Annotated in this window: 24 protein-coding genes and 1 tRNA gene; 10 read left to right on the top strand and 15 right to left on the bottom strand. The window is 72.1% G+C overall.

Going from position 1 to position 25,754, the window contains the following annotated elements; translation table 11 throughout:
- Window positions 1-217 precede the first annotated feature (217 nt).
- Complete coding sequence (locus ASE25_RS23775; RefSeq protein WP_369791897.1) at window positions 218-292, top strand: 50S ribosomal protein bL37; 75 nt, start codon at window positions 218-220, stop codon at window positions 290-292.
- A 90-nt stretch (window positions 293-382) separates the two neighbouring features.
- Here the strand turns inward: ASE25_RS23775 and rsrA are convergent, their stop codons facing one another.
- From rsrA to ASE25_RS06745, 4 genes are read right to left on the bottom strand one after another with little or no spacing between them, the layout of a single operon-like run.
- The gene (gene rsrA, locus ASE25_RS06760; protein ID WP_056770661.1) at window positions 383-682 is read right to left on the bottom strand and encodes a mycothiol system anti-sigma-R factor; all 300 of its coding nucleotides are present in this window, start codon (window positions 680-682) and stop codon (window positions 383-385) included.
- Entirely contained in the window at window positions 679-1,554 is an 876-nt protein-coding gene (locus ASE25_RS06755) for a sigma-70 family RNA polymerase sigma factor (protein ID WP_056824193.1), read from the bottom strand. The genes rsrA and ASE25_RS06755 overlap by 4 nt, the downstream gene beginning before the upstream one ends.
- A 17-nt stretch (window positions 1,555-1,571) precedes the next feature.
- A complete protein-coding gene (locus ASE25_RS06750) occupies window positions 1,572-2,213 on the bottom strand; it encodes an alpha/beta family hydrolase (RefSeq protein ID WP_056770668.1) in 642 nt (213 codons plus the stop codon).
- On the bottom strand, window positions 2,210-3,064 hold the full coding sequence (locus ASE25_RS06745) for an SOS response-associated peptidase (RefSeq protein ID WP_056770669.1): 855 nt from the start codon (window positions 3,062-3,064) through the stop codon (window positions 2,210-2,212). The genes ASE25_RS06750 and ASE25_RS06745 overlap by 4 nt, the downstream gene beginning before the upstream one ends.
- Window positions 3,065-3,256: 192 nt before the next feature.
- On the opposite strand from ASE25_RS06745, the gene ASE25_RS06740 reads away from it, so the two are divergent.
- The 5 genes from ASE25_RS06740 to ASE25_RS06720 all read left to right on the top strand — a co-directional run bounded on the left by ASE25_RS06740 (window position 3,257) and on the right by ASE25_RS06720 (window position 7,799).
- Entirely contained in the window at window positions 3,257-3,787 is a 531-nt protein-coding gene (locus ASE25_RS06740; protein WP_056824189.1) for a DoxX family protein, read from the top strand.
- A gap of 31 nt (window positions 3,788-3,818) precedes the next feature.
- Complete coding sequence (gene aroA / locus ASE25_RS06735; RefSeq protein WP_056770675.1) at window positions 3,819-5,201, top strand: 3-phosphoshikimate 1-carboxyvinyltransferase; 1,383 nt, start codon at window positions 3,819-3,821, stop codon at window positions 5,199-5,201.
- Complete coding sequence (gene rsgA / locus ASE25_RS06730; protein WP_056824185.1) at window positions 5,198-6,244, top strand: ribosome small subunit-dependent GTPase A; 1,047 nt, start codon at window positions 5,198-5,200, stop codon at window positions 6,242-6,244. The genes aroA and rsgA overlap by 4 nt, the downstream gene beginning before the upstream one ends.
- Window positions 6,245-6,309: 65 nt before the next feature.
- Window positions 6,310-7,101: a histidinol-phosphatase gene (gene hisN / locus ASE25_RS06725; RefSeq protein ID WP_056824182.1), complete on the top strand. Its 792-nt coding sequence runs from the start codon at window positions 6,310-6,312 to the stop codon at window positions 7,099-7,101.
- A 71-nt stretch (window positions 7,102-7,172) separates the two neighbouring features.
- Window positions 7,173-7,799, top strand: a complete 627-nt coding sequence (locus tag ASE25_RS06720) for a GNAT family N-acetyltransferase (RefSeq protein WP_082622744.1) — start codon at window positions 7,173-7,175, stop codon at window positions 7,797-7,799.
- Window positions 7,800-7,853: 54 nt separating this feature from the next.
- Here the strand turns inward: ASE25_RS06720 and ASE25_RS06715 are convergent, their stop codons facing one another.
- Window positions 7,854-9,242, bottom strand: a complete 1,389-nt coding sequence (locus tag ASE25_RS06715) for a pitrilysin family protein (RefSeq protein WP_056824179.1) — start codon at window positions 9,240-9,242, stop codon at window positions 7,854-7,856.
- The gene (locus ASE25_RS06710) at window positions 9,239-10,573 is read right to left on the bottom strand and encodes a pitrilysin family protein (RefSeq protein ID WP_056824178.1); all 1,335 of its coding nucleotides are present in this window, start codon (window positions 10,571-10,573) and stop codon (window positions 9,239-9,241) included. Before ASE25_RS06710 ends, ASE25_RS06715 begins: the two co-directional genes overlap by 4 nt.
- Before the next feature lie 151 nt (window positions 10,574-10,724).
- Between ASE25_RS06710 and ASE25_RS06705 the strand changes: the two genes are divergently transcribed.
- Both ASE25_RS06705 and ASE25_RS06700 read left to right on the top strand, forming a co-directional pair.
- On the top strand, window positions 10,725-11,063 hold the full coding sequence (locus ASE25_RS06705) for a hypothetical protein (RefSeq protein WP_056824175.1): 339 nt from the start codon (window positions 10,725-10,727) through the stop codon (window positions 11,061-11,063).
- Window positions 11,064-11,147: 84 nt separating this feature from the next.
- On the top strand, window positions 11,148-12,848 hold the full coding sequence (locus tag ASE25_RS06700; protein ID WP_056825609.1) for an aminotransferase class V-fold PLP-dependent enzyme: 1,701 nt from the start codon (window positions 11,148-11,150) through the stop codon (window positions 12,846-12,848).
- Between the two features lie 18 nt (window positions 12,849-12,866).
- Here the strand turns inward: ASE25_RS06700 and ASE25_RS06695 are convergent, their stop codons facing one another.
- From ASE25_RS06695 to ASE25_RS06680, 4 genes are all read right to left on the bottom strand, one after another.
- Entirely contained in the window at window positions 12,867-13,766 is a 900-nt protein-coding gene (locus tag ASE25_RS06695) for an NADP-dependent oxidoreductase (protein ID WP_056824172.1), read from the bottom strand.
- A 120-nt stretch (window positions 13,767-13,886) separates the two neighbouring features.
- A complete protein-coding gene (locus tag ASE25_RS06690) occupies window positions 13,887-14,363 on the bottom strand; it encodes a hypothetical protein (RefSeq protein ID WP_056824169.1) in 477 nt (158 codons plus the stop codon).
- A 307-nt stretch (window positions 14,364-14,670) separates the two neighbouring features.
- Window positions 14,671-17,247 carry a polynucleotide kinase-phosphatase gene (locus ASE25_RS06685; protein WP_056824165.1) on the bottom strand — a complete coding sequence of 859 codons (2,577 nt, stop codon included), beginning with the start codon at window positions 17,245-17,247 and terminating at the stop codon, window positions 14,671-14,673.
- Complete coding sequence (locus tag ASE25_RS06680; RefSeq protein WP_056825607.1) at window positions 17,244-18,710, bottom strand: 3' terminal RNA ribose 2'-O-methyltransferase Hen1; 1,467 nt, start codon at window positions 18,708-18,710, stop codon at window positions 17,244-17,246. The genes ASE25_RS06685 and ASE25_RS06680 overlap by 4 nt, the downstream gene beginning before the upstream one ends.
- Window positions 18,711-18,814: 104 nt before the next feature.
- On the opposite strand from ASE25_RS06680, the gene ASE25_RS06675 reads away from it, so the two are divergent.
- Window positions 18,815-19,375 carry a DUF1990 family protein gene (locus ASE25_RS06675; protein ID WP_056824162.1) on the top strand — a complete coding sequence of 187 codons (561 nt, stop codon included), beginning with the start codon at window positions 18,815-18,817 and terminating at the stop codon, window positions 19,373-19,375.
- A gap of 63 nt (window positions 19,376-19,438) precedes the next feature.
- Here the strand turns inward: ASE25_RS06675 and ASE25_RS06670 are convergent, their stop codons facing one another.
- The 3 genes from ASE25_RS06670 to ASE25_RS06660 all read right to left on the bottom strand — a co-directional run bounded on the left by ASE25_RS06670 (window position 19,439) and on the right by ASE25_RS06660 (window position 23,331).
- On the bottom strand, window positions 19,439-19,945 hold the full coding sequence (locus tag ASE25_RS06670) for a hypothetical protein (RefSeq protein ID WP_156415377.1): 507 nt from the start codon (window positions 19,943-19,945) through the stop codon (window positions 19,439-19,441).
- Between the two features lie 144 nt (window positions 19,946-20,089).
- Window positions 20,090-20,163, bottom strand: a tRNA-Met gene (locus tag ASE25_RS06665).
- 144 nt (window positions 20,164-20,307) lie between these two features.
- Window positions 20,308-23,331, bottom strand: a complete 3,024-nt coding sequence (locus ASE25_RS06660; RefSeq protein ID WP_056770700.1) for a UPF0182 family protein — start codon at window positions 23,329-23,331, stop codon at window positions 20,308-20,310.
- A 283-nt stretch (window positions 23,332-23,614) separates the two neighbouring features.
- Between ASE25_RS06660 and ASE25_RS06655 the strand changes: the two genes are divergently transcribed.
- Complete coding sequence (locus ASE25_RS06655) at window positions 23,615-24,145, top strand: PPA1309 family protein (protein WP_082622743.1); 531 nt, start codon at window positions 23,615-23,617, stop codon at window positions 24,143-24,145.
- A gap of 26 nt (window positions 24,146-24,171) precedes the next feature.
- On the opposite strand, the gene ASE25_RS06650 is transcribed toward ASE25_RS06655, so the two are convergent.
- Both ASE25_RS06650 and ASE25_RS06645 read right to left on the bottom strand, forming a co-directional pair.
- Window positions 24,172-25,290 (bottom strand): PDZ domain-containing protein, encoded by a 1,119-nt coding sequence (locus ASE25_RS06650; RefSeq protein WP_235508579.1) that lies wholly within the window; start codon window positions 25,288-25,290, stop codon window positions 24,172-24,174.
- 14 nt (window positions 25,291-25,304) lie between these two features.
- Window positions 25,305-25,754, bottom strand: coding sequence for a molybdenum cofactor biosynthesis protein MoaE (locus tag ASE25_RS06645; protein WP_056824158.1), 450 nt, complete (start codon window positions 25,752-25,754; stop codon window positions 25,305-25,307).

Below are 25,754 nucleotides of genomic sequence, written 5' to 3'. Positions count from 1 at the left end.
AGAACAACAGAGGTTTCCCTCAATGCACAGGATGCCTTGCGCGCGCGGGCGCACGGAAGCAGATCCGGCGTACCCATGCCGGATCTATACGAAGATTTTAAGGTTTGCAGGGCAAACCTGCGACCAAATTGGCCACTCGCGCAGGATGTGGAAGAATCGGGTCTTCGTGTCCCGCACCGGGGCCCGAGACCACTGTACGACCCATTAGGAGCCGACGATGAGCAAGCGCGCCCGCAAGCGCCGCTCCCGCAAGGGCAACGCCGCCAACCACGGCCGCAAGCCCAACGCCTGAGCCGCAGACGTCAGAGGCCCGCACCCGAGCAGCTCGGGGCGGGCCTTCGTCGTGTCCGTGGGACCCGACGTTGACGTCGTGGGCCGCTGTTCAGCCGCGGTCGACCTGGATCATGGTCATCGAGATGCGCGACATGATGGTCAGGCGCAGCGCCTCCGGCGCCTGCTCGCACTCGCACGAACGCTTGATGAGGGACTTGAGGGTCGTGTCGAGGTCGTACTCCTTGAGGCACGGCCCGCACTCGTCGAGGTGCGCCTGGATCTTGGCGCACTCGTCGGGGCCCAGCTCGCCGTCGAGGTACTCGTAGACCCTCAGCAACGCCTCGGAGCAGTCGGTGCGCGTCATCGCGCTGTCCGACGCACCCTGTCCACCCGTCGTGTGGTCGTTCATGACCGGCTTCCTTCCGTGCCAGCAGCGATCCCCGCACCCATCGCCGCACCCTCGGAGGTGCCGGCCGCCGCGAAACCGCGGTCGGCGGCATACTCCGAGAGGAGCTCGCGCAGCTGACGGCGGCCGCGGTGCAGGCGGCTCATGACGGTGCCGATGGGCGTGTCCATGATCTCGGCGATCTCCTTGTAGGCGTAGCCCTCGACGTCGGCGAAGTAGACCGCGAGGCGGAACTCCTCGGGGATCGCCTGCAGGGCGCGCTTGACGTCGCTGTCGGGGAGGTGGTCGAGCGCCTCGGCCTCGGCGGACCGGAGCCCGACCGACGTGTGCGACTCGGCCCGCGCCAGCTGGTAGTCCTCGATCTCGGCCGAGTCGGACTCGAGGGGCTGGCGCTGCTTCTTGCGGTAGCTGTTGATGTAGGTGTTGGTGAGGATGCGGTACATCCACGCCTTGAGGTTGGTGCCCGGCTTGTACTGGTGGAACGCGGCGTACGCCTTGGCGAACGTCTCCTGCACGAGGTCCTCGGCGTCGCTCGGGTTGCGCGTCGTGCGCAGAGCAGCGCTGTAGAGCTGGTCGAGCAGGGGCATCGCCTCGCGCTCGAAGCGCGCTCGACGTGCGTGCTCGCTCTCGCTCGCGACGTCGACGGTCGCATCGGCGCGCGCGAGGTCGTCGGGGTCGGACGGTGCAGGCGTCGCCCCCCGGGTCGTCGCGCTCGTGTCGGTGCTCGGGTCCGTCAGCCGCAGGGCGGCGCTCGGATCGGTCTTCTTGTCCTTTGCCATCGCCTCCCAGCCTAGACCGGTGGGCTGCGTCAGCAGACCGTGCTCGGTCGGCACGGTCGCGATGCTCTCGGGCTCACGGGTGGGGCAGGTGACCATGCTCCGTGCAACGACACCTAGCCGGGCAGCATTCCCGCGATCGTGCCGAGAGCCTCGGTGAGGGCGCTGCGCGAGCCCTTCGGGAAGCTGTGCGCGCCGGGTACCTCGACGAGCGTCGTGCCCACCGGCAGGTGCGCGCGCACCTCGTCGGGCGTGCCGAACGTGTCCTTGGTGCCCTGAACCACCCATGACGGCTCTGGCGCGAGCGCGAGCTCGTGGGCGCGCAGCTTCTCCGGCTGACCCGGCAGGTGGAGGGGGAAGCTGAGCAGGAGGCCGGCATCGGCCTCGAGCGGTCCGGCCGTGCGGCACGCCACGCGCGCGCCCGCACTGCGGCCGCCGACGACGAGGGGGCGCGGCAGGCGGCCCCTGCCGGTCATGAGCGCCTCGACGATCGGCACCCAGGCGACGTCGAGCGTGGGCGGGCGACCGGCCACCTTGCGACCGGCCACGAGCCACGGCTGCTCGACGAGCACGACCGCCCAGCCCGCGCCGACGAGCACCTCGCGGGCGATCGCGAGGTCGATCGCTCCGAGCCCTCCCCCGGCGCCGTGGCCGAGGACGACGGTGCCGCGTGGGCGTGCGGGTCGCTGGATGTGGGCGCGTCCGGGCCCACCGGGCGTCTCGATCTCGCGGACCGCCTCACGGGCCGGTGCGCTCACGCGCCGACCACCTCACCGGTCATCGGGTCTACGACACCCTCGAGCTCGGACTCGGGGACGGGCTCGACGAGGGCGGGACCGTTGTTGCGCGTCGCACCCACCGCACGGCTGACCGGGTGCGCCTCGAAGCGTCCGGGCGCGGCGAACTCGAGGACGCCCTGGACGTAGCCCGGGTCCTTCTCGTCGGGATCGAGCCAGTGCTCCCACTGGGCGGGCTCGAGGACGAGGGGCTGGCGGTCGTGGATGCGGTCCATGCCGGGGTCGGCGGCGGTCGTGATGATCGTGAAGGTCGTCAACCACGCCGCCGGGTCGCCCTCGGGCAGCTCGCGGTCGCGCCAGAACTCGTAGAGCCCGGCGAAGGCGACGGGGGCGCCGTCGGCGCGGTGGATGAAGAAGGGCTGCTTGCGCGGCTTGCCCTTGGCGTCGACCGCGGTCGGCGAGACCTGCCACTCGTACCACCCGTCGGCCGGCACGAGGCAGCGGCGCGAGAGGGCGGCCTTGGCGAAGGCACCCTTGCCGAGCACCGACTCCGCGCGCGCGTTGGTCATGCGCAGACCCGTCGAGACGTCCTTGGACCACGCCGGCACCAGACCCCACGTGAGCATCCGGAGCTGCCGGGCGGGGACGGCCTCCTCGTCTGCGCCGTCGGTGCCTCCGGTGCCGCGAGGCCTCCGGGTCAGGACGACCAACGCCTGCTTGGACGGGGCCATGTTCCAGTCGGGCTCGCCGGCCGGCGGGCTCTGGGGGTTCTTGAGCACGCTGCGCGCGGGCTCGTCGGTGTGGTCCTCGTCGACGTCGAAGGCCTCGATGAGCTCGTCGGGCCGCGCGCTCGCGGCATACCTCCCGCACATGCGCCACAGCGTATGCCGGGTGGCCGGCGACATGGATCGTGACGGCATACGCGTCCGTCACGACCGCGACGACCCCGAGGGCCGGCGTGGGCGGCACGTCCTGCGCCGCGGGTATGTCGATACCGTAGGTGTCCACAGGTCCACGATGGTCACGACGCGTTCGAACGGGTCGCGGCCAGAGGAGGAAAACGCATGATCGTCCGTCGTCTCGCCCGCCCGCTGCTCGCATCCGTCTTCGTCGCCGCCGGCGTGGAGGCGCTCCGCCACCCGGCTGCGCGCACCGACCAGGCCGCCCACCTGCTCCAGAAGGTGCCGGGCCAGGTGCCGGGGGCCGAGGTCGCCGCGAAGGACCCCGACCTCTTCGTCCGGATCAACGGCGCCGCCCTGCTCGGCGGGGGGATCCTGCTCGCCACCGGTCGGATGCCGCGGCTCGCCTCGACGGTGCTCGCCGCCTCGGTCGTGCCGACGACGGCGATCGAGCACGCCTTCTGGGAGGAGACCGACCCCACCCGCAAGGCGCAGAGCCGCAGCCTCTTCCTCAAGAACGTCGGCCTGCTCGGCGGCCTGCTCCTCGCCGCCGTCGACACCGAGGGCAAGCCGGGCCTGGCCTGGCGCGCCCAGCACGCCACGAAGACGACGCGCCGCGAGGCCCGTCACGCCCAGCGGGCCGCCAAGCGTGAGGCGCGCCTGCTCGCCCATCGAGCCCAGGACGTCGTGAGCTGAGTTGAGTCCCGCTGATCCATCGCCCCACCCCATGTCCGTGACGGACGGCGCCACCGACGGCGCCACCCTGACCGAGGAGCCCGACTGGGCGGCGCCGCTCGCGCCCGGACCGCTCGATGCCACGGTCGTCCTGCCGGGTAGCAAGTCCCTGACCAACCGCTACCTCGTGCTCGCCGCACTCGCCAGCGACCGTTCACGGCTGCGGGCGCCACTGCGCTCGCGTGACACGCTCCTCATGGCCGACGCGCTGCGCGCCCTGGGCGTACGCATCGACGACGTCGCGCCGGAAGGTGAGTCCGGCAGCGGTGGGGTCGGTGCGGTCGGCGGCGTGCTCGACTGGGTGGTGACGCCGCCCGAGACGTTGAGCGGTGACGTGACGGTCGACTGCGGCCTGGCGGGCACCGTGATGCGCTTCCTGCCCGCCGTGGCGGCGCTCGCCGACGGGCCGGTCCGGCTCGACGGCGACCCCCAGGCGCGGGTGCGCCCGATGGGGCCGGTCACCGACGCGCTGCGCGCGCTCGGGGTCGAGGTCGACGACCACGACGGGCACCTGCCGGTCACGGTCCACGGGCGCGGACGGGTGCCGGGCGGGTCGGTGACGATGGACGCGTCGGCCTCGTCGCAGTTCATCTCGGCGCTGCTCCTCGCCGGGGCACGCTACGACGAGGGCGTCACGGTGCACCACGACGGCAAGCCGGTGCCCAGCGAGCCGCACATCCTCATGACGGTCGAGACGCTGCGCGACGCGGGCGCGATCGTCGACGACAGCGAGCCCGACACCTGGCGTGTCGAGCCGTCCGAGATCAACGCCCTCGACGTGTCGGTCGAGCCGGACCTGTCCAACGCCGGGCCCTTCGTCGCGGCGGCCCTCGTCGTCGGCGGGACGGTGCGGGTGCCCGGATGGCCCCAGCACACGACCCAGGCCGGCGACCTCCTCCGCGAGATCCTCGACACCATGGGCGCCGACGTGCGCCTCGACCGCTCGGGACTCACGGTCGTCGGCAGCGGTGAGCTCGTCGGCATCGACATCGACCTGCACGACGCGGCCGAGCTGACCCCGACGGTGGCTGCTCTCGCAGCGCTCGCGTCGACGCCGACGTGGATCCGGGGCGTGGCCCACATCCGCGGTCACGAGACCGACCGTCTCGCGGCCCTCACGGCAGAGCTCGGTCGGGTCGGGTCGCACGTCACCGAGACCGACGACGGGCTGCGCATCTCGCCGGCACCCTTGCACGGTGGCCGGTTCCGCACCTACCACGACCATCGCATGGCCACCGCAGGCGCGATCATCGGACTGCGCGTGCCCGGCGTGCACGTCGAGGACATCGACACGACGCGCAAGACGCTGCCCGACTTCGTCGGGCTGTGGCAGGGCATGCTCGACGGCTCACGCCCGGTGGTGCTCACTCGATGAGCTGGCGGGACCTCGACGAGGGAGACATCCGGGTCCGCCCCAGTCGCAAGGGGTCCCGGCCCCGCACGAAGGAGCGGCCCGCCCACGCGGACGCCGTCGTCGCCATGGTCATCGGCGTCGACCGTGGCCGCTACACGTGCCTCATCCCCAAGGGTTCGCTCGGCAAGAAGGAGCCCGAACGCGTCGTCACGGCCATGAAGGCCCGTGAGATCGGCCGCACGAGGGTCGTCGTCGGTGACGACGTCGCCCTCGTCGGCGACCTGGCTGGCGGTCCGGACGCGCTCGCCCGCATCGTGCGCATCGAGGAGCGTCGGTCGGTGCTGCGACGCACGGCCGACGACACGGACCCCTACGAGCGGATCATCGTGGCCAACGCCGACCAGCTCGTCATCGTGACGGCCCTGGCCGACCCCGAGCCGCGGCCGCGCATGGTCGACCGCTGCCTCGTCGCGGCCTACGACGCGGACCTCGAGCCGCTGCTCGCGCTGACGAAGGCCGATCTCGTCGACCCGAGCGACTTCCTCGCGCACTACACGCCGCTCGAGGTCGAGCACGTCGTGACGTCGTGGAAGTACGGCGACTTCTCCGGCCTCGAGGACCTCCGCGCCAGGCTCTCCGGCAAGGTCTCCGTCCTCGTCGGGCACTCCGGCGTCGGCAAGAGCACTCTCGTCAACGGCCTCGTCCCCGGCGCCCTGCGCGCCACCGGCGTCGTCAACGACACGACCGGCCGCGGGCGCCACACCTCGACGAACGCCGTGGCACTGCGGCTGCACGGTGCCGACGGCTCCGACGACGGCTGGGTCATCGACACGCCGGGCATCCGGTCGTTCGGACTCGCCCACATCGACGTCGACCACATCATCGACCACTTCCCCGACCTCGCCGAGGGCACCGACAACTGCCCCCGCGGCTGCACGCACGACGAGGAGGAGTGCGCGCTCGACGCCTGGGTGGCCGACGGTCACGCCGGACCGGCCGGCGCGTCACGTCTCGAGTCGCTGCGTCGCCTGCTCAGCAGCCGGAGCACGACCGAGGAGCACTGAGCCGCAGCGACCTTCGTCGCCGGGCTCAGCGCCACTGCTCGGACCGATGCCGCTAGGTTGAGCCGGTGACCTCCTACGACGACGACCTTCGTCTGGCCCATGTCCTCGCGGATGCCGTCGAGAGGGTGACGATGGCACGCTTCCGTGCCGCCGACCTCGTCGTCGAGAGCAAGCCGGACCTCACGCCCGTCACCGACGCCGACCGGGCCGCCGAGGAGCTCGTCCGGCTGCAGCTCAAGCGCACCCGCCCGCGTGACGCCGTGGAGGGCGAGGAGTTCGACACGACCGGGCACGGTCCGCGGCGGTGGATCATCGACCCCATCGACGGCACGAAGAACTTCGTCCGCGGCGTGCCCGTGTGGGCCACGCTCATCGGCCTCGTCGTCGACAACGTCCCGGTGCTGGGCCTCGTCGCCGCGCCGGCCCTGCAGCGTCGCTGGTGGGCCGCGACCGGCTCAGGCGCCTGGAGCGGCCGCTCCCTGTCGTCGGCCAAGCGCATCTCGGTGTCCCAGGTCGGACGGCTCGGCGACGCGTCGCTGTCGTACTCGTCGCTCGCCGGCTGGCGGGTGCGCGGGCGGCGTGACGACTTCCTCGACCTCATGGACGACTGCTGGCGGACCCGTGCCTACGGCGACTTCTGGTCCTACATGCTCGTGGCCGAGGGGGCCGCCGACATCGCGGCCGAGCCCGAGCTCGCCGTCCACGACATGGCCGCGCTCGTCGCGATCGTGCAGGAGGCCGGTGGGCGGTTCACCGGACTCGACGGCAAGGACGGCTGTTGGAGCGGCAACGCGCTCGCGACCAACGGCCTGCTGCACGACGAGGTGCTCTCGCGCATCGGCACCACGCCCGCCTGAGGCCGCGGTGGTCGGGGTGCACTGGGCGGTATGCACTGGGCGGGATGCACTGGGCGGCATAGCCTTTCGGCATGAGCACCGACTCCCCCGACCCCGCCGACTCCTCCGACTCCGCGGTACCCGCCCCGGCGGTCCCCGTCGCATCGGTCCGCCCTGCCCGCGAGGCTGACGTGCCAGCGCTGGCCGAGGTCGCCGCAGCGACGTTCGTGCTCGCGTGTCCGCCGTCGATGACGCGTGACCGTGTCGAGGCGTTCGTCGAGGAGGTCCTCTCCCCCGCCCGCTTCACCGACTACGTCACCGACGCCCACCGCCACGTCCTCCTGGCCGAGCGCGACGGGACCGCACTGGGGTACGCGATGCTCGTCGCCGGCGACCCACGGGACGAGGACGTCAGCGCCGCGATCCGGCTCCGCCCGACCGTCGAGCTGTCCAAGATCTACGTCCTGCCGCAGGCTCATGGCACGGGCGCTGCGGCGCTGCTCATGAGCCGGGCCCTGGACTGGGCACGCGACTCCGGCGCCGCCGGTGTGTGGCTGGGCGTCAACCAGCAGAACGAGCGCGCCCAGCGCTTCTACGGCAAGAGCGGCTTCGACCGAGTCGGCACCAAGCGCTTCCTCGTCGGCGGTGTGTACGAGGACGACTACGTCATGGAGCGCCCGCTCCAGCCGACCGACACGCACTCCCCCGATTCGAGGTGATGCCGAGACGCACCCGGGTGTCGGCATCACCTCGACCGCGAGGTCGTTCCGGGGTCAGGCGTCGGTGACGACGGTGACGTCGCCGAGGCCGAGGGCCTCGATGGTTGGCAGGTGGGCCGCGGCGTCGCCGACGACGACGATCGTCCACCCGGCTCCGGGTTCGCCGCTGCCGATGCCGGCTCCTCCGGCGAAGCGGGCGTAGGCCGCCTCGACCCGGCTGCGGTCGACGGTTGCGAGGTCGCGGAGGTTGTCGGTCGTGAACGCCGTGGTGCGACCGTCGAGAGCCATGCCCACCGCCTCGTCGGCGATGGAGTCAGCGGTGGCGTAGCGACCCGGCGCGGTCTTGGAGATGAAGTCGACACCGGAGCGGATCTCCTTGTCGCTGAACCCGTCCCGGCCGCTCTCGAGGATCTCGACGAGGAGCCTCAGAGATTCCGCGGTCGAGTCGGCGCGCACGGAGCCGGACGTGAGGAACACACCGCCGCGACGCCGCGGGCGGAAGCTCGACCGGATGCCGTAGGTGTAGCCCTTCTCCTCGCGCAGGACGGCGTCGATGCGGGCGTTCGGAGAGCCTCCCAGGACGAAGCCGAGCACCGGGTAGGGCGCCCACCCACCCTCGACGGAGCGGTCGGGTCCTGGCGCCCCGATGACGAACTCGGTCTGCACCGAGCCCGGGCGGGACACGAGGACGATGCGACCGCGGTCGGGCGCGAGGACGGCGGCGTGCTGGAGGTAGCGCTCCCGGTCCCGCGGACCGTGGGCCCACCCACCGAGGGCGGCCTCGACGAGGGCCGGCACGTCGAGCCCGTCGAGGTCCCCGGCGACGACCACCGTGCCGCCGGCGGCGACGACGTGCTCCGCGTGGAAGTCCACGACGTCGTCTCGCGTGATCGACGAGACGGTCTCGCGCGTGCCGCCCGTGGGCCGGGACGAGCGGTCGTCGGAGCCGTAGAACGTGCGGACGAACTCGAGCCCGGCGCGGTGCGCGGCGACCGAGCGCTCCTGCTCGATCTCGGCCAGACGGGTGCGCACCTGGCGGGCGACCTCGGTCTGCGGGAAGGCCGGCTCGGTGAGGATCTGCCGGAGCAGGTCGAGCGCGGGCTCGAGGTTGCCCTTGACGACGTCGAGGTCGAGGGAGAGACCGGCGTCCGCCATCCCCGCGCCGAAGCTGACACCCTTGCGCTCGAGCAGCCGGGCGAACTCCTCGGCCGTGTGCTCGTCGGTGCCCTCGTCGAGGGTGCGGGACATGATCGAGGCCACCCCCTCGCGCTCGCGCGGCTCGTCCCGGAGCGACACGGGCAGGCCGAGGCGCACCGAGACGACGTACTGGCCGGGGACGTCGTAGGTGAGCAGGCGCAGGCCGTTGGGCAGGTCGTGGGCGCTGCCCTCGGGAAAGTCCCACGGCCCGGGCGGTGCGACGACGGGGCGGGCGACGGCGGTCATGCGGCCTCCTCCGAGTCCTTGTCGGTGCGGTCGGTGTCGTCGGGCTGGTCAGCGTCCTTGCTCGTCTCGGCGAGGTAGCGCACGACCGCCCGCGACGCGGGGTCGAGCCACGCCGCCGCGGCGGCGCGGGCCTGCTCTGCGGTCACCGCGCGGATGCGCTCGACGAAGGTGTTGACGTATGCCGGGTCGCCCGTGAGCAGCGCGTGGTGGCTGATGTGGTCGGCGCGCTCCTCGATGCTCGCGAGCGCGCTCAGCCACGAGCGTTCGGTGTCGGCGATGACCGACTCGAGCTCGGCGGCATCCGGCCCCTCGTCGATGAAGCGGCCGATCTCCTCGCACACCGCGGCCTCGACCTTCTCGACGTCGGCGCCTGCGGACACGTCCACGGTGATGGTGCCGAGGCCGACGCCGTCGACGAGTCCCATCGTCCAGCCGCCCACGGCCACGGCGGTCTCGTCGGTGCGGACGAGACGGCGCACGAGCCGAGAGCTCGCCAGGCCGCCGAGCACGTCGACGGCGACCTGGCAGGCGAGGTAGTCGGGGGTCGTGTCGACGGGGAGCCGGAAGGAGACGTAGATCCGGTCGTTGGGGACGTCACCGACGCGGTCGAGCCGGACCGGCTCGGAGAGCGGTGGCAGCTGCGCGTGCCGCTCCCGCGGGTGCAGCTCGATGGCCGGGAGGCCGCCGAAGTACGTCTCGGCAGCGGCGAAGCCCTCCTCCGGGGTCACGTCGCCGACGAGGGTGAGGACGGTGTTGTTCGGCCCGTAGTGCGCGCGGAAGAAGGCGTGGACGTCCTCGAGCGTCGCGGCGTCGAGGTCTTCCATCGACCCGATCGTCGGGTGGTGGTAGGGGTGGTCCTCGGGGAACGCGGTCGCGTAGATGTCGATGAGCGCCGAGCCGTAGGGCACGTTGTCGTAGCGCTGGCGCTTCTCCTCCTTGACGACGTCGCGCTGGTTGTCGAGGTTCTCCTGCGTCACGGCGTCGAGGAGGTGGCCGTGCCGGTCGGCCTCGAGCCACAGCGCGAGCTCGAGTGCACCGGTCGGCACCGTCTCGAAGTAGTTCGTGCGGTCGAACCACGTCGTGGCGTTGAGCCGGGCACCCTCGTCCATGAGGGCCGAGAAGTGCTCGCCCGACGCGACGTCGCGGCTGCCCTGGAACATCAGGTGCTCGAAGAGGTGGGCGAAGCCGGTGCGTCCAGGGGTCTCGTGGCGGGAGCCGACGCCGACCCACAGGTTCACCGCGACGTTGGGCACCGTGTGGTCCTCGCTGACGATGACGCGCAGGCCGTTGGCGAGCGTGTGCTCCGCGAGCGGATAGGAGATCGCTGTCACGGATCGACCCTATGCGACGGAGCGCGGGAGGTGACGAGTCGTGAACGCAACACCTGGGCGTCGAGTACGTGCAGAATGCGGGGGCACCTCCCGCCACCACCCCGCCACGACTGGAGTCCTCACGTTGACCGACTCGCCACAGGACGGCTCCATGCCGAAGCCTGCACACGCCTCGAGCCTCCGGCGCTTCGGCCCGATACTGCTTGCGGTCCTGGCCTTTCTGGTCTTCCGCGCCGTGACCTCCGACGATGCCGCCCAGGACATCTCGACGGGCCAGTGCGTCACTGCGGACCCGGCCCGAGACGTGCGGGCCGTCGACTGCTCGGACCCGGCCGCTCTGGGCAGGGTCGTCTTCGTGCAGCGAGAAGCGTTCACCGACGACTCCTCGGTCCGCCGCATCTGCGCCGGTCACGGCTCGACCCGCGCGTTCACGAGTGCCGTGTCGCAGGGCGGCACCGGGACGGTCGTGTGCGTCGTGCCGCTCACATAACCGCACCCTTGACGCGCTCTCCATCTCATGTAACTAATAGTTATGCTCTTCTTGGCTAGCATCACCATGCGGTATGCTTGGGGCATGGCTGGAGCCCCGGAGAACGACCTGCTGACCACGATCCGCGCGAGCGTCATCGGCGACGACCAGGTGATGCACGGCCCCTACGGCCCACGCCGCGTCACCTACGCGGACTACACCGCGTCGGGCCGCGGCCTGACCTTCATCGAGGACTTCATCCGCGACGAGGTGCTCCCCCGCTACGCCAACACCCACACCGAGAGCTCTGGCACCGGGCTGCAGACGACGCGGCTGCGCGAGGACGCCCGGCGCACCATCCGCGACGCCGTGGGTGGTGACGACGAGACGGTCGTCGTCTTCGCCGGCTCGGGCTGCACCGGGGCCATCGACAAGCTCGTCGGCATCCTCGGCCTGCGCATCCCGTCGAACTTCGAGGACCGTTGGCACGCCGGCGATCTCGTGCCCGCCGATCAGCGGCCCGTCATCTTCATCGGGCCCTACGAGCACCACTCCAACGAGGTGATGTGGCGCGAGTGCGTCGCCGACGTCGTCGTCATCCCGCAGGACCTCGACGGGCACGTCGACATCGAGGTGCTCCGCGAGCGTCTCGTCGAGCACGCCGACCGGCCCCTGCTCATCGGCTCGTTCTCGGCCGCGAGCAACGTCACCGGCATCGTCACCGACACCGACGCGATCTCCTCCCTGCTCCACGCGCACGGCGCGCTCGCGTTCTGGGACTACGCCGCGGCCGCGCCGTACGTCGACATCGAGATGTACGGCCGGGGCGGCCGGGGCGTCGCCGACCCGACGGCATACAAGGACGCCATCTTCCTCAGCCCGCACAAGTTCATCGGTGGCCCGAGCACGCCCGGCGTCCTCGTCGTGCGCCGCGAACTCATGACCAACCGGGTGCCGGACGTGCCCGGCGGCGGGACCGTGGCCTACGTCAACCCCGACGCCCACGACTACCTCACCGACCCCGCGCACCGGGAGGAGGGCGGCACGCCCGCCATCATCGAGGCCATCCGCGCCGGGCTCGTCTTCAAGCTCAAGGAGGCCGTCGGCGTGGAGACCATCCGCGCCCGCGAGGACCACTTCCTCCAGCGCGCGGTCACGGCCTGGCGCGACGAGCCCGCCATCGAGATCCTCGGCAACCTCGAGGCCGAGCGCCTGTCGATCGTCTCCTTCGTCGTCCACGCGCAGGGCGAGCGCTACCTCCACCACAACTTCGTCGTCGCCGTGCTCAACGACCTCTTCGGCATCCAGGCCCGCGGCGGCTGCTCGTGCGCGGGGCCCTACGGCCACTACCTCCTGGGCATCGACCTCGAGCGCTCGCACGAGTTCGAGCGCGAGATCGGGCGCGGCTGCGAGGGCATCAAGCCCGGCTGGGTCCGGGTCAACTTCAACTACTTCATCTCCGACGTCGTCGCCGACTACGTCATCGAGGCCGTCCGCCTCGTGGCCCGCGACGGCTGGCGACTGCTCGGCGACTACGACTTCGAGCCCGCGACAGGGCTCTGGCGCCACCAGGACGGGCCTGTCGAGCCCCCGCTACGGCTGCACCAGGTGAGCTTCGAGCAGGGCCACCTGACCTACCCGGCGCAGCTCGAGCGGGCTGGGGAGGACGCACTCGCCGGACACCTCGACGACGCGCGTGCGGTCCTCGCCGCTGCGACGCCGGCGCGGTGCGACGAGGCGCACGTCAACGTCGACTTCGACCACCTCAGGTGGTTCGAGCTGCCCGTCCGCAGCCTCTCGCGCTGAGGCGGAGGGCGCGCAAGGTCAGGGGACGAGCACGAGCTTGCCGCCGGCGCGGCCGCTGTCGCTCAGCGCCTGCGCCGCGGCCGCCTCGGCGAGCGGCAGCACGCGCGAGATGGTCGTCGTGACGGCGCCGGACGCCCGCTGGGCCACGAGGTCGGCGAGCTCCTGCGCCGAACGCTGCGACGTGCCGCTGAAGGTGATGCCCGTGGTGAAGGCGGCCGGGTCGGCGATCGTGACGAGCCGGTCGGGGCTTCCGAGCAGCTCGACCGACTGGTCGAGCACTCCGGCGCCGCTCGCGTCGAGCACGGCGTCCACCCCGTTCGGCGCCAGGGCCCGCACGCGGTCGAGCCAGCCGTCGCCGTACGTCGTCGGCGTGGCGCCGAGGGCCGCGACACGCTCCTGGTTGGCGGCCGAGGCCGTGCCGATGACGGTGGCACCGCCCGCGACGGCGAGCTGGGTCGCGACCTCGCCGACCACCCCGCTGGCCCCGTGCACGAGGAGTGTCTCGCCGGGCTGCACGCCCAGGAAGCGCAGGACGCGTCGGGACGTCTCGCCCGCGACGGGCAGCGACACCGCGACGGTGGCGTCGAGCGCGTCGGGCATGACGGCATACGTGCTCAGCACGGCGAGCTCGGCGTAGGCACCGCCCTCCGCGAAGCCGACGACCCGGTCGCCCACAGCGACGTCGGTGACGCCGTCCCCCAGCGCGTCGACGACACCGGCCGCCTCGAGACCGGGCACGAGCGGGAACGTCGTGTCCGGCGAGGCCATGAGGCCGCTGCGGGCCTTGCCGTCGGCGGGGTTGACCCCGACGGCCTCGACCCGGACCCGCACCTGACCGGGGGCCGGCTGCGGGTCGGGCCGCTGCGCCTCGTGCAGCTCCTCGGGTCCGCCGAACCGGTCGATGACGATGGCCTTCATGGTGCCTCCTGCTGCCCGGGCCGCCCGACGGGCGACGTCACCGGGACAACGACGTGGACCGCTCGCGTATGCCGCCGCGTCCGGTCCCTGGTCACCGCACCCTCACAGCGCTGTCCGCCGTCACGGCGCCATCGCGGCATACCCCGTCGCGTCGTGGACCGCGACGCCGGCGTACGTCGCGTAGGCCGCGGCGCCCGAGTCGACCTGGGCGAGCTGGTCGTTCATCCGAGTCAGGGTCTGGCCGTAGAAGGTCTGCTTGACCTCGGTGGGGTCGGTCCCGAGGTCGTTCGTCTCCTGGCCGATCCGGACGGGCCTACCGAGCGCCGCTGCGGTCCTGAGCTCGGCGGCGGCGATGGCGAGGGTGCCGTCCGGGCCGGCGGCCGTGTTGCGGTAGGCCCTGATCGTCACTGCCGAGACGCGCCGCATCGTCTCCGTGTCGAGGGTCGACTTCTTGCCGGCCTCGACCTGGCCGAACCAGAAGGGGATGTCCGCCTCGACGGGGCGGCCACCACTGGCGGCCACGAGCCGGTCGAGCAGGGTGAGGCGGGCTCGTCGCGAGGTCGGGCGGCACGCCCACGAAGAGCGTCCCGACGCCACGGGACTGGGCCAGCTGGACCACGGACCCCGCGTCGGCCCACGACCACACCCACATCGCGCGGCCCGAGCTCGTGGCTGCGGCCGACGACTGCGCCGACAGCACCACGGATCCGAGCATGAGCACGAGCATCGCAGCCGCGGCGGAGAGCCGGGCGCGCACCCCGGGCCGGCCGCTGTCCCGAGTGAGGTGGGACGGCCGACGCACGGCTGTCTGACGCGTGCTCGCTGTCATGACGCACCTCCTGCATGCCGGACCCCGAGACAGCGGATGTCCCAGACGTGTGCCCGGCGTGGCAGGGGGAATGCGTCAGAGTCGGGGGTCGACCGGTTCCGACTCGAGGGCGAGCACGGCGAAGACGGGTTCGTGGACGCGCCACAGCGGCTCGCCCCGGGCCAGTCGCTCCAGGGACTCGAGCCCGAGCGCGTACTCGCGCAGGGCGAGGGACCGCTTGTGCCCGAGGTTGCGCTCCCGGAGCCGTTCGAGGTGGTGCGGCACCGTGTAGTCGGGTCCGTAGATGATGCGGAGGTACTCCCGGCCGCGCACCTTGAGGCCCGGCTGCACGAGACCGGCGCGGGTGCGCAGCAGGCCGGCGGCCGGCTTGACGACCATGCCCTCGCCACCCGAGGCGGTGAGGTCCTCCCACCACCGCACCCCGGCCGCGACCGACGACGGGTCGGCGGTGTCGACGACGAGACGGCGCGTCGTGCGGAATGTCGTCGGGTCGGCGTCGACGAGGCGGTCGATGCGGTCGAGGTGCCACCGGTGCCCGCGGTCGTGCCACGTGCTGCCCTCACCCGCGAGCAGCTGGAAGGGCGCGAGCTGCACGCCCTCGAGACCATCGACGTCCCAGCAGTACCGGCGGTATGCCGCCGTGAACGCCTCGGCGTTGGCCCGCCGTGCCGTGGTGCGACCGAGCAGGGCCGCGACGTCGAGACCGCGGCCGGCAGCCCGCTCGAGCACGTCGACGGCGGCGGGCAGCGCGGCGCGTGCCGCCGCGCCGACGGAGGCGTACTGCTCGCGCAGCAGCGCCTCGGCCTTGAGCGACCACGGCAGGAGCTCGGCGTCGAGCAGGAGCCAGTCGGTCCCGAGCTCGTCCCAGAGCCCGGCCTCCCCCACGTCCGTCCGCACCCGCGCGAGGAGGGACTCGGTGAGCGGGCCGTCGAGGAACGACCGACCCGTGCGGGTGTGCACGACCCCGGTCTCGCCCGACCGGGCCCCGAAGCGCCGGGCTGCCGTGGCGGCGTCGCGGCACACGAGCACGACGGCTCGCGAGCCCATGTGCTTCTCCTCGCACACGACGTCACCCGCGCCGGCCTCGGCGTAGGCGCCGAAGGCCTCGTCGGGGTGCTCGAGCAGGTCGGGGCGCCGCGACGTCGCGACCGGCGCCATGGTCGGCGGCAGGTAGCCGAGCCAGCGCGGGTGCACGGCGAAGCGGCTCATCACCTCGAGCGCGCCGGCGGCGTTCTCGCCGCGGATCGAGATGCGCCCGTGGTGGGCCGTCTCGACGACGCGGCGCCCGAGGACGTCCGTGAGGTCGAGGTCGTCGTCGCCACGGGCCTGCCCGGCGCGGGTGTCGTCCGCAGCTCCGGTGCCCCCGCCGGCGACCGGGAACGGCTTGGACGGCGCGTACCAGACCTGCTCGGCGGCGACCTGCACGACCTTCTTCTCCGGGTAGCGCAGTGCCGTGAGGTGACCGCCGAAGGCGCACCCGGTGTCGAGGCACATCGTGTTGTTGACCCACTCGGGGTCGGGCGTCGGCGTGTGGCCGTAGAGGACCATCGCCCGGCCGCGGTAGTCGCGCGCCCACGGGTAGCGCACGGGCAGCCCGAACTCGTCGGTCTCCCCCGTCGTGTCGCCGTAGAGGGCGAAGGACCGGACCCGCCCCGAGGCCCGTCCGTGGTAGGCCTCCTTGAGCCCCGCGTGGGCGACCACGAGCCGGCCGTCGTCGAGCACGAGGTGCGACACCAGGCCGTAGCACCAGTCGCGCACGGCCGTGCGGAACTCGGCGGGCTCCTGCTCGAGCTGGGCGAGCGTCGTCTCGAGCCCGTGGCTCACCTGGACGCGGGCGCCGTCGAGCGCGCGGACGAGCTTGTGCTCGTGGTTGCCCGGGACCGCGAGGGCGTGCCCCGCCGCCGTCATGCCCATGGCGAGGCGCAGCACCCCCGGGGTGTCGGGACCCCGGTCGACGAGGTCGCCGACGAACACGGCACGGCGGCCCTCGGGGTGCTTGGCGTCGACGGCTCGCCCCTCGTCGTCGCGGACCATCGCGTAGCCGAGCCGGTCGAGCAGCTGCTCCAGCTCGACCCGGCAGCCGTGCACGTCGCCGATGACGTCGAACGGGCCGTGCTCGTCGCGACGGTCGTTGAGCAGTCGCTCGCGGATCACCTCGACCGAGGCGATCTCGTCGACGCCGCTCAGCACGTGGACCTTGCGGAAGCCTTCTCTCCCAAGGCCTTTGAGTGACCGACGGAGCTGGTCGTGGTGCCGTCTGACGACGTGGGCGCCGAAGTCGCGGTCGGGCCGCTCGCGGTTGCGCTCGACGGCGACGGCCACCGGCACGTCGAGGACCACGGCGACGGGCAGCACGTCGTGCGCCTTGGCGAGCTCGACGAGCTGGCGTCGAGCGTCCTTCGAGACGTTGGTCGCGTCGATGACCGTGAGCCGTCCGGCGGCGAGTCTCTTGCCGGCGATGTAGGCGAGCACGTCGAAGGCGTCCTTCGAGGCCGCCTGGTCGTTCTCGTCGTCGGACACGAGGCCACGGCAGAAGTCGCTCGAGATGACCTCGAAGCGGCCGAAGTGCTGTGCCGCGAACGTCGACTTGCCCGACCCGGACGCCCCGACGAGGGCGACGAGGGCGAGCTCCGGGATCGCGATCGTCGTCATGCCGCACCACCTTCGCTCGTCAGGCCGGCGTCGGCCGCGGAGTCCGGACGGAGGTCCACGCGTCGGAAGAGGGCGAGCTGGGTGGGTGACCCGACCTCCGGGTCGACCTCGCCCACAGGACGCAGCTCGACGGCATACCCGTGGGTCTCGGCGACGGCCGAGGCCCACTGCCCGAACTCGGCACGGGTCCACTCGAACCGGTGGTCGGGGTGGCGCATCGCGCCGGCCTCGAGACGCTCGTAACGCACGTTGAACTCGGCGTTCGGCGTGGTCACGACGACCGCCATCGGGCGCGCGTGGCCGAAGACGCTGCGCTCGAGGGCCGGCAGCCGGTCGGGGTCGAGGTGCTCGACCACCTCCATGAGGACGACGGCGTCGAAGCCCTCGAGCGCGCGGTCGCGGTAGGTGGCCGACGACTGGCGCAGCGTCAGGCGCGCACGGACGCTGTCGGGCATCCGCTCCAGCGCCAGCCGGCGCTCGGCACGCTCGAGGGCACCGGCCGCGACGTCGACGCCGACGACCTCGGTGAACGCGGGGTCGGCCAGCATCTCGCGCAGCAGCGCGCCCTCGCCGCAGCCGAGGTCGACGACGCGGTGCGAGGCCGTGTCGCGCAGGGCGGCGAGGACGGCGGCGGACCGGAGTCGGACGAGCGGGGTCGCCGGCTCGACACCGTCACCGACGGTGGTCGGCTCGGGCTGCAGCGACTCGGCGGCGACGTCGTCGAGCGCGTCGAGGCGCTCGGTGGCCTCCGCGACGAACACGCGCTGGTGCTTGAGGTAGCGACGGGTGACGAGGTCGCGCTCCGGGTGGCTGCCCAGCCACGCGCCGGCGTTCCGGACGAGCTTGTCGACCTCGTCGGTGCTGACCCAGTAGTGCTTCGCGCCGTCGAGCACCGGCAGGAGCACGTAGAGGTGGCTCAGGGCGTCGGCGAGCGGCATGGTGCCCGTCAGCGTCACGTCGGCGTAGCGCGAGTCGCCCCACCGCGGCACCTCGGGGTCGAGCGCGACGGCGTCGGCCCGGACCTGCCAGCCGAGGGGCGCGAAGAGCCGCCGGACGAGGTCCACGCCACCCGAGCAGGGCAGCGCCGGCACGGCGACGGTGAGCGGGAGGGCGGCGCCCTCGAGGTCCGGTCGGGCCGGACACCGTCCCTTGAGCGCCGTGCCCCACACCTTGCCGAGCGCCACCGCGAGCATCGACGACGCGGCATACGGACGGTCGTTGACGTACTGGGCGAGCGCGAAGCCGTCGCCGCCGAAGCGTTTGCCCCGGACGATGCCGACGGGGTCGACCTCGAGCAGCAACGCTGCGGTGCACCGCTGCTCGTCCGACTCGGGGTAGAAGACGTGTGCCGTGCCGACCGGCAGCTCGAAGGCCTGCACACGGTCCGGGTGCTTGTGCAGCAGGTAGCCGAGGTCGCTCGCGACCGTGGTCCCCGTCGCCGTCGTCGTGATGGTCAGCAGCACGCGCTCATTGTGCACGCGACGAGGGGTGAGGCGGGCGACGCGCGGACCTCCTGTGGATGACCCGTCCTCGCCGCACGACCGCGACGATCGGGCATGCTGGGCGCATGAACGGGCCCCTCCTCCTCGCGGGCGACCGCCTCGCCGAGCTGGCGCTGGCGCCGCTGACCTATCCCGAGGTGGGCGCGAGCCTGCGCAAGGGCCCCCTCCCGGCGGGCTACGGGCACCTGCGACGGCGCGCCCTCGTCGGCCACGGCCCGGACGCCCTCGACCGTGCGACGGAGGCGCTGCTCGGGTGGGCCGTCCAGCGCGGCGCCGGCGTGCGCGTGGTCGCCTCCAGCCCCCTCGTGCTGCCCGCCGTCGTCGCCGACCTGCGCCTCGGCCCCGGGCCGCTGTCCCTCCGGGCCCCCGTACGCGTCGTCGACGTCGTCGAGGGACCGCGGCGTCGCGGTTTCGCCTACGGCACGCTCCCGGGACACCCGGAGGCGGGCGAGGAGTCGTTCGTCGTGTCGCTCGGGGAAGACGGCGCGGTCACCTTCACGGTGCGCGCGTTCTCACGCCCGGACGGCGCCCTGGCGCGCCTCATCGGCCCCGTCGGGCGCCGGGCCCAGCGCCTCGTCGCGGGCCGCTACCTGAGGTCCCTGGGGTCGTTGGTCCAGGGGTCCTGAACCTCGCGGCGCGTCGCGCTCCGCAGAGGGTTCCGGCGGAGTGCCGGCGACCGGTGGCGGAGCTCAGTGCAGGAACGTCTTGGCCGCGACCATGACGACGCCCAGGAGCGCTGCAGCGAGCGACTCCCGGAAGGCCGTGCGCTGGCTCGAGCCGACGGCGCGCGCCCCGAGGTAGCCCACCGCACCCAGCTCGACGACGGTGAGCCACAGGGCGAGGTTCACCGCGAGGGCGGTATCGGCGCCGAGCAGGGTCGCGACGAGCACGACGACGAGGGCGGGCACGCCCCCGAGGAGCACCCGGGACTCGTGGCGCACCGCGGCGGCCATCCGCCGGGGCAACGGCGACCCGGCGTGGATGAACTGGTCGGAGAAGGCCCGCACGTAGACGTCGGCGAGCCAGTAGACGACGAGGACGAAGACCGCCGCGACGACGACGCGCCCCGTCGACGGTGCGTGGTTCGCGGTCGCGCTCATGACGGCGCCGGTGATGATGGCGCCGTAGAGCAGGCCAGCCGGGTTGCCCCGGGCGATGAGTCTCGTGGCCCGCTCCCGGGCTGTCTCCTCCACCACGGTGCCCCCTCAGCGTGCACCACCGGACGCGGCGCCTCGGGCCCAGCCTGCCGCGACGGGACGTCGTCGCGCCAGTGGCTCCGCCCGGGAACGACGAAGGACCCCAGATCTCTCTGGGGCCCTTCGTGTCGCTGACGCGATCAGTAGCGGGGGCAGGATTTGAACCTGCGACCTCCGGGTTATGAGCCCGGCGAGCTACCGAGCTGCTCCACCCCGCGTCGGCAAGAGCAACGTTACGCGAAACCTCGCGCAGGACCAAATCGAGGCCCGGTCGTGCTCCGATCCAGCGTGATCGACGCCGGAACGACCTGTGGCAGCACGCGATTCACGTGCTGCCACAGGTCGTGATCGAGATCGGTCGGTCAGGGTGTCGCGGTCGGCGCCGACCGCGGTGAGGCCTGGACCGCGCGCGTCAGGGCCTCCTTGAGCTTGGCCTGCGCCTGACCGTAGGCGGCGAAGTCACCCCGCTTGAGAGCAGCCTCGCCCTCGACGTACGCCGCCTGGGCGTCCTTGAGCGCCTTCGACAGCGCCGCCGCGTCCGGGCTCCCGGGCGTCGCGGTCGACGACGGCGTCGGCGTCGGCGTCGCCGTGCTGCCCGGTGTCGGTGTCGGAGTCGGGGTCGGAGTCGGAGTCGTGCCGGTGTCACCGGCCTGCGCACCCGACGAACCACCGAAGAGGTCGTTGAGAGCCGCATCGAGCGAGCCGGCCCAGGCGATCTTGTCGCCGAAGGCGACCGCCACGGCCGAGAGGCGCGGGTAGGTACCCGAGCCGCTCGATCGGGCCTGGACGTAGATCGGCTGGACGTAGAGCAGTCCCCCACCGACCGGCAGGGTCAGCTGGTTGCCGAAGATGACGCTGGCCCCGGTCGACGAGGTCGTCGAGATGAACTGCGCGAGGGTCAGCTGGCGACCGAGCGACGCGTCGTTGGAGGTGACGGTCGAGGTCCGCATGTCGTTGTAGACCTGACCGGGGCCGTTGACCGACCCACCCGTCGTCTCGAGAAGGCGCATCTTGCCGTAGGCCGACGACTTCTTGCCGTCCTGGCTGCCCGCGTCGCCGTCCACGGCGAGGAAGCCCGAGAGCACGTTGCGGTCACCGGTCGGCATGAAGGTCGAGGTCAGCGAGAACGCCGGGCTCGACTGGTCGGGCATCGCGAGCGAGAGGTAGTACGGCGGCTGGAGCAGGTTGTCGGCGGGCTGCGTCGGGTCGTCGGGCACGCGCCAGAAGTTCTGGCCGCCGTAGAACGACGCTGCGTCCTGGTCGTGGTACTTCTCCAGCAGCGTGCGCTGCACCTTGAAGAGGTCCTCCGGGTAGCGCAGGTGCGCCATGAGCGAGCCCTTGATGTCGCTGAGCGGCTTGACCGTGCCCGGGAAGATCGACATCCACGCCTTGAGCACCGGGTCCTGCTCGTCCCACTGGTAGAGCGTCACCGTGCCGTCGTAGGCGTCCACCGTCGCCTTGACGGAGTTGCGGACGTAGTTGACCTGGCCGGCCTGCACAGCACGCACCGAGTTGCGGGTGCTCGTCACGGCGTCCTCGGTCGCCGTGTCGAGCGTCGTCGTCTGGGAGTACGGGTAGTTCGCCGACGTCGTGTAGCCGTCGAGGATCCACTGGACCCGACCGTCGACGACCGCGGGGTAGGCGTTGCCGTCGAGCGTCAGCCACGGCGCGACCCGCTGCACGCGCTCGCGCGGCGTTCGGTGGTCGAGGACGCGCGAGTCGTTGGTCACCGCGTCGGAGAGGAGGAAGTTGATCTCGCGGTACTTCACGGCATACGCGAGGCGCCGGACGGCGTCGAGCTGCACGCCACCCACGCCGGCGTACGTGTAGTTGATCTGCCCGGTGCCCTGGGGGTCCGGGTAGTCGAACTCCTGCTTGTTGCCGCCGACGATGGAGTACTCGGGCGAGTTCTCGCCGAAGTAGATGCGCGGCTCGTACTTCCCGAGCGCACCCTCGGTGCCGATCTGCGACTCGATGAAGGTCGGACGACCGTCGGGTTCCCGCGTGTTGCCCTTGGCCGCGACGACGCCGTAGCCGTGGGTGTAGACGGTGTGGTCGTTGAGCCAGTTGCGCTGGCCGTCGGGCACGCCGCTGAGGTCGAGCTCGCGGGCCGCGATGACGGTGTCCTGCGACTTGCCCTCGATCTGGTAGCGGTCGACGTCGAGCACGTCGGCGAACTGGTAGTAGCCCTTGCTCGCCTCGAGCTGCTTGAACGTCGGGCCGACGACGTTGGGGTCGATGAGTCGGATGCCCGGCACGGTGGCCGCGTCGCCACGCAGCTGGCCGGGCGCCGCGACGGTCTTCGTGTCGTACGAGTCGACCTTGATCGCACTGAAGCCGTAGGCCGCCCGGGTCGCGTTGATGTTGCGCTGGATGTACGGGACCTCGAGGGACTTCTCCGACGGACGCACCTTGAGCGACTGCACGAGGGCCGGGTAGATGCCACCGACCGCGACGACGATGACCGCCAGCACGGCGACGCCGACGAGCGGCAGGCGCCACGAGCGCGTCCAGATCGTCGTGAGGAACATGATCGCGCACATGACGGCGGCCAGCGCGAGGATGCCCTTCGTCGGGATGATCGCGTGCGACTCGGTGTACTGGATGCCGGTGATCTTCGTCGACTGCGCGGTCGCGAGGTTGTAGCGGTCGACCCAGAAGGCGACGGCGCGCACGAGCACGAGGGCCGCCGCGATGACCGACAGGTGCACGCGGGCGGCCTGGGTCGAGCGCATCTTGTTGCCGGCGACGATGCCCCCGTAGAGGTAGTGCGTGAAGGCGGCCGTGATGAAGCCGATGACGAGGATCATCGTCAGGAACGCGACGACGAAGTTGATCCACGGCAGGTCGAAGACGAAGAAGCCGATGTCGAGGCCGAACTCGGGGTCGGTGGTGCCGAACGGGCTGCCGTTGCGCCACAGCAGGAAGGTGTCCCACTGCGTCGCTGCCGACAGACCGGCGAAGAGGCCGACCGCGAGCGGTGCGGCGATCGTCGCGGTGCGACGCATCGGTTCGACGAGCTGGCGGTAGTGCTCCATGGCCTGCGTGTCGGGCGACGGGGCGTAGATCGGACGGTTGCGGAAGGCGAAGTGGATGCTCGACCACACCATCGCCGCTGTCAGCAGCCCACCGACGAGACCCAGCAGGATCTTCGTGACGATCTGGGTGCTGAAGACCCCCGCGAAGCCGACCGACTGGTACCACAGCACCTCGGTCCAGAACTGCGCCGCGATGGCGATGACCACGAGCAGCGCGGCCGCCACGACGAGGGACGTGACGAGCGGGCGTCGGGTGGGCGGCAGCGTGGCCGCGTCGGGGCGTCGGGGCGAGCCCGAGTCGTCGTCGTTGAAGTTGCCCGGCGGGGGGCCGAAGTTGCTGTCGCTCACGTGGAGTGCCTTGGGTGCTGGGGCGGGCAGGTGGTCGGGCGGACCCGTGGGCAGCCTCCTGAGGCCGCCTGCGGCAACCATAACCCGCGCTCGTGCGGCACCCGCGGCGCGATACCGCAACGTGACCGGCACGAGACCCCGAGCGTCGAGGGCGTATGCGTTCGGCCCGTCCCGGGGGCGGCGCCCGGTCCGCGCCGGGTCGGCGACGCGTCTGCGCCGGGTCTGCGCCGGGTCAGCGCCGGGTCAGCGCCGGCCACCCGACGGCATACGGCAGCATGGGGGCGTGAACGCGCAGCCCGTCATCGACCCTCTCGCCATCGCCGCCCTCGACACCGAGCGGCACGTCGCGGCCTCCGGCTGGGACCAGCCCGCCCGGCTCTTCGCGCTCGTGCGCACGGCTGACCTGCTCGAGCGCGAGCCGCAGCTGCGCGACCAGATGGGGCCCTCCGACCTCGTTGACGGCGCCCTGACCGCCATCGAGCAGGAGGGCCTGCCCACGACGAGCTCGCTCGAGACGCTGCTCGGCCGGCTCGCCTGGCCCGACGAGGTCGACGGCTGCGCCTTCGCGATCGAGCGCATGGTCGTGCCGCCGGAGGCCGAGCGCGAGCTGCCCTCCCGCGGCGACGACGCCGTCGACCACCTCGCGGCCCACCCGGACCGCAAGGACGTACGGCTCGTCGTGGCCGTCCTGCGCGACGGCACCTCGATCTGCCTGCTGCGCCAGCGCGACCACGACTCGGACGACGCCGTCGCGACCGGCAAGGACATCGCGCCCGGGCTCGTCGAGGCCCTCAAGGCGACCTTCGAGGACTGAGCACCTGAGGGCTCACTCCCGCGACGTCAGCAGCGGGGCAGCGAGCCCGTCTGGCCCTTGGCGATGGCCTCGACCGCGGTGCGAGCCTCGTCGAAGGTGCCCACCTTGAAGACGTCGAGGCCGTCGGGCACGTGGCCCACCACCTCGTTGCAGTTGTCGGCCGGGGCGAGGAAGTAGGCGGCGCCGTCCGAGCGGGCACCGGCGAGCTTCTGCCGGATGCCGCCGATGGGGCCGACCTTGCCCTCGTCGTCGATCGTGCCGGTGCCGGCGATCTGGTGACCCCCGGCCAGCGGGCCGGGCGTCAGCTTGTCGTAGATGCCGAGGGAGAACATGAGTCCCGCGGACGGACCGCCGATGGCGCCGGCATCGATGGTGACCTTGGCCGGGAAGTCGTGGTCGAGCCCGAGGAGGACCCCGAGAGCCGTGCGGCCACCCTGGCCCTCGACGGTCGGGACGTCGACCGTCACCTCCTTGCCGGCGCGCGTGACCGTGAGGGACACGCTCTCGCCGGGCTTCTTCTTCTGGAGGGCGTCGCGCAGGGCCTGCGTCGTCGTCACGGGCTCGCCGTCGATGCTGTCGAGACGGTCGCCGACCTTGAGCAGACCCTTGGCCTTCGACGAGTCGGTGATGCCCGCGATGGCGACGTGGGTCGGCACCTCCTTGCCGATCGCGCGCAGCGCGACGGCCGTGGCCTCCTCCTGCGAGCCCTCCATCTGGACGGCGTTCGCCTCGGCCACCTGCTCCTGGGTGACCTGCGGGTCGAAGACGTCGTCGACGGGGAAGACGTCGCGGGCGGGGTCGACCCACGCCTGCAGGATGTCCCACGCGTCGACGGGGTAGCCCGGTCCGCCCTCGACGCGCACCGTGGTGAAGCGCAGCGCGCCGTCGGTCGGGTAGATCGGCAACCCCGAGATCGCGATGATCGGCTTGTTCTGGGCGCCGGAGGTGCCGAGGGTGTCCTGCGTCGGCCCGGGGCTCATGACGGCATACGGCAGGTGGACGACCGACCCGATGACCATGACGACGAGGGCTACGAAGAACGCCGCCAGGACCGCCTTGTTGCCGCGGGTGAGCCTGCCGGTGTCCTCACCCTCGAGCACCTCGGCACGAGTGGGCAGGTCGGTACCGGTGGGCTGCTCCGGCACGCGCTTGATCGTCCTCACGGCAGGCCGACCCACTCGTCGGCACCGTCGGCGAAGCGCTGGTGCTTCCAGATCGGGATCGTCGCCTTGAACTCGTCGATGAGCTCGCGGCAGACGTCGAACGCCTCGCCGCGGTGCTCGGCGCTGACGCCGACGACCACCGCGACGTCACCGACCTCGAGGTGACCCACCCGGTGGACGACGGCCAGCCGGACGGAGCGTCCATCGGCCGCGAGACGGGCGGCGAGCGCACGGGCCGCCTCGGCCGCCTGCGGGTGCGCGGAGTAGTCGAGGGCGGCCACCGTCTTGTCCGCGGTCACCTCGGCGACGTCGCCGGCGGGCCCGTCGTGGTCGCGCACCGTGCCGACGAAGAGACAGACGCCTCCCGCCTTGGGCGAGGAGACGCTGGTGAGCACCTCGTCGACCGACAGAGGTGTCTCACGGATCTCGGCAAGGGTGACCGTCAC

The organism is Terrabacter sp. Root85 (genome assembly GCF_001429185.1).
GTDB lineage: Bacteria > Actinomycetota > Actinomycetes > Actinomycetales > Dermatophilaceae > Terrabacter.
The sequence above is the reverse complement of the archived record's forward strand: the minus strand, read 5'-3'. Positions and strand labels throughout refer to the sequence as shown.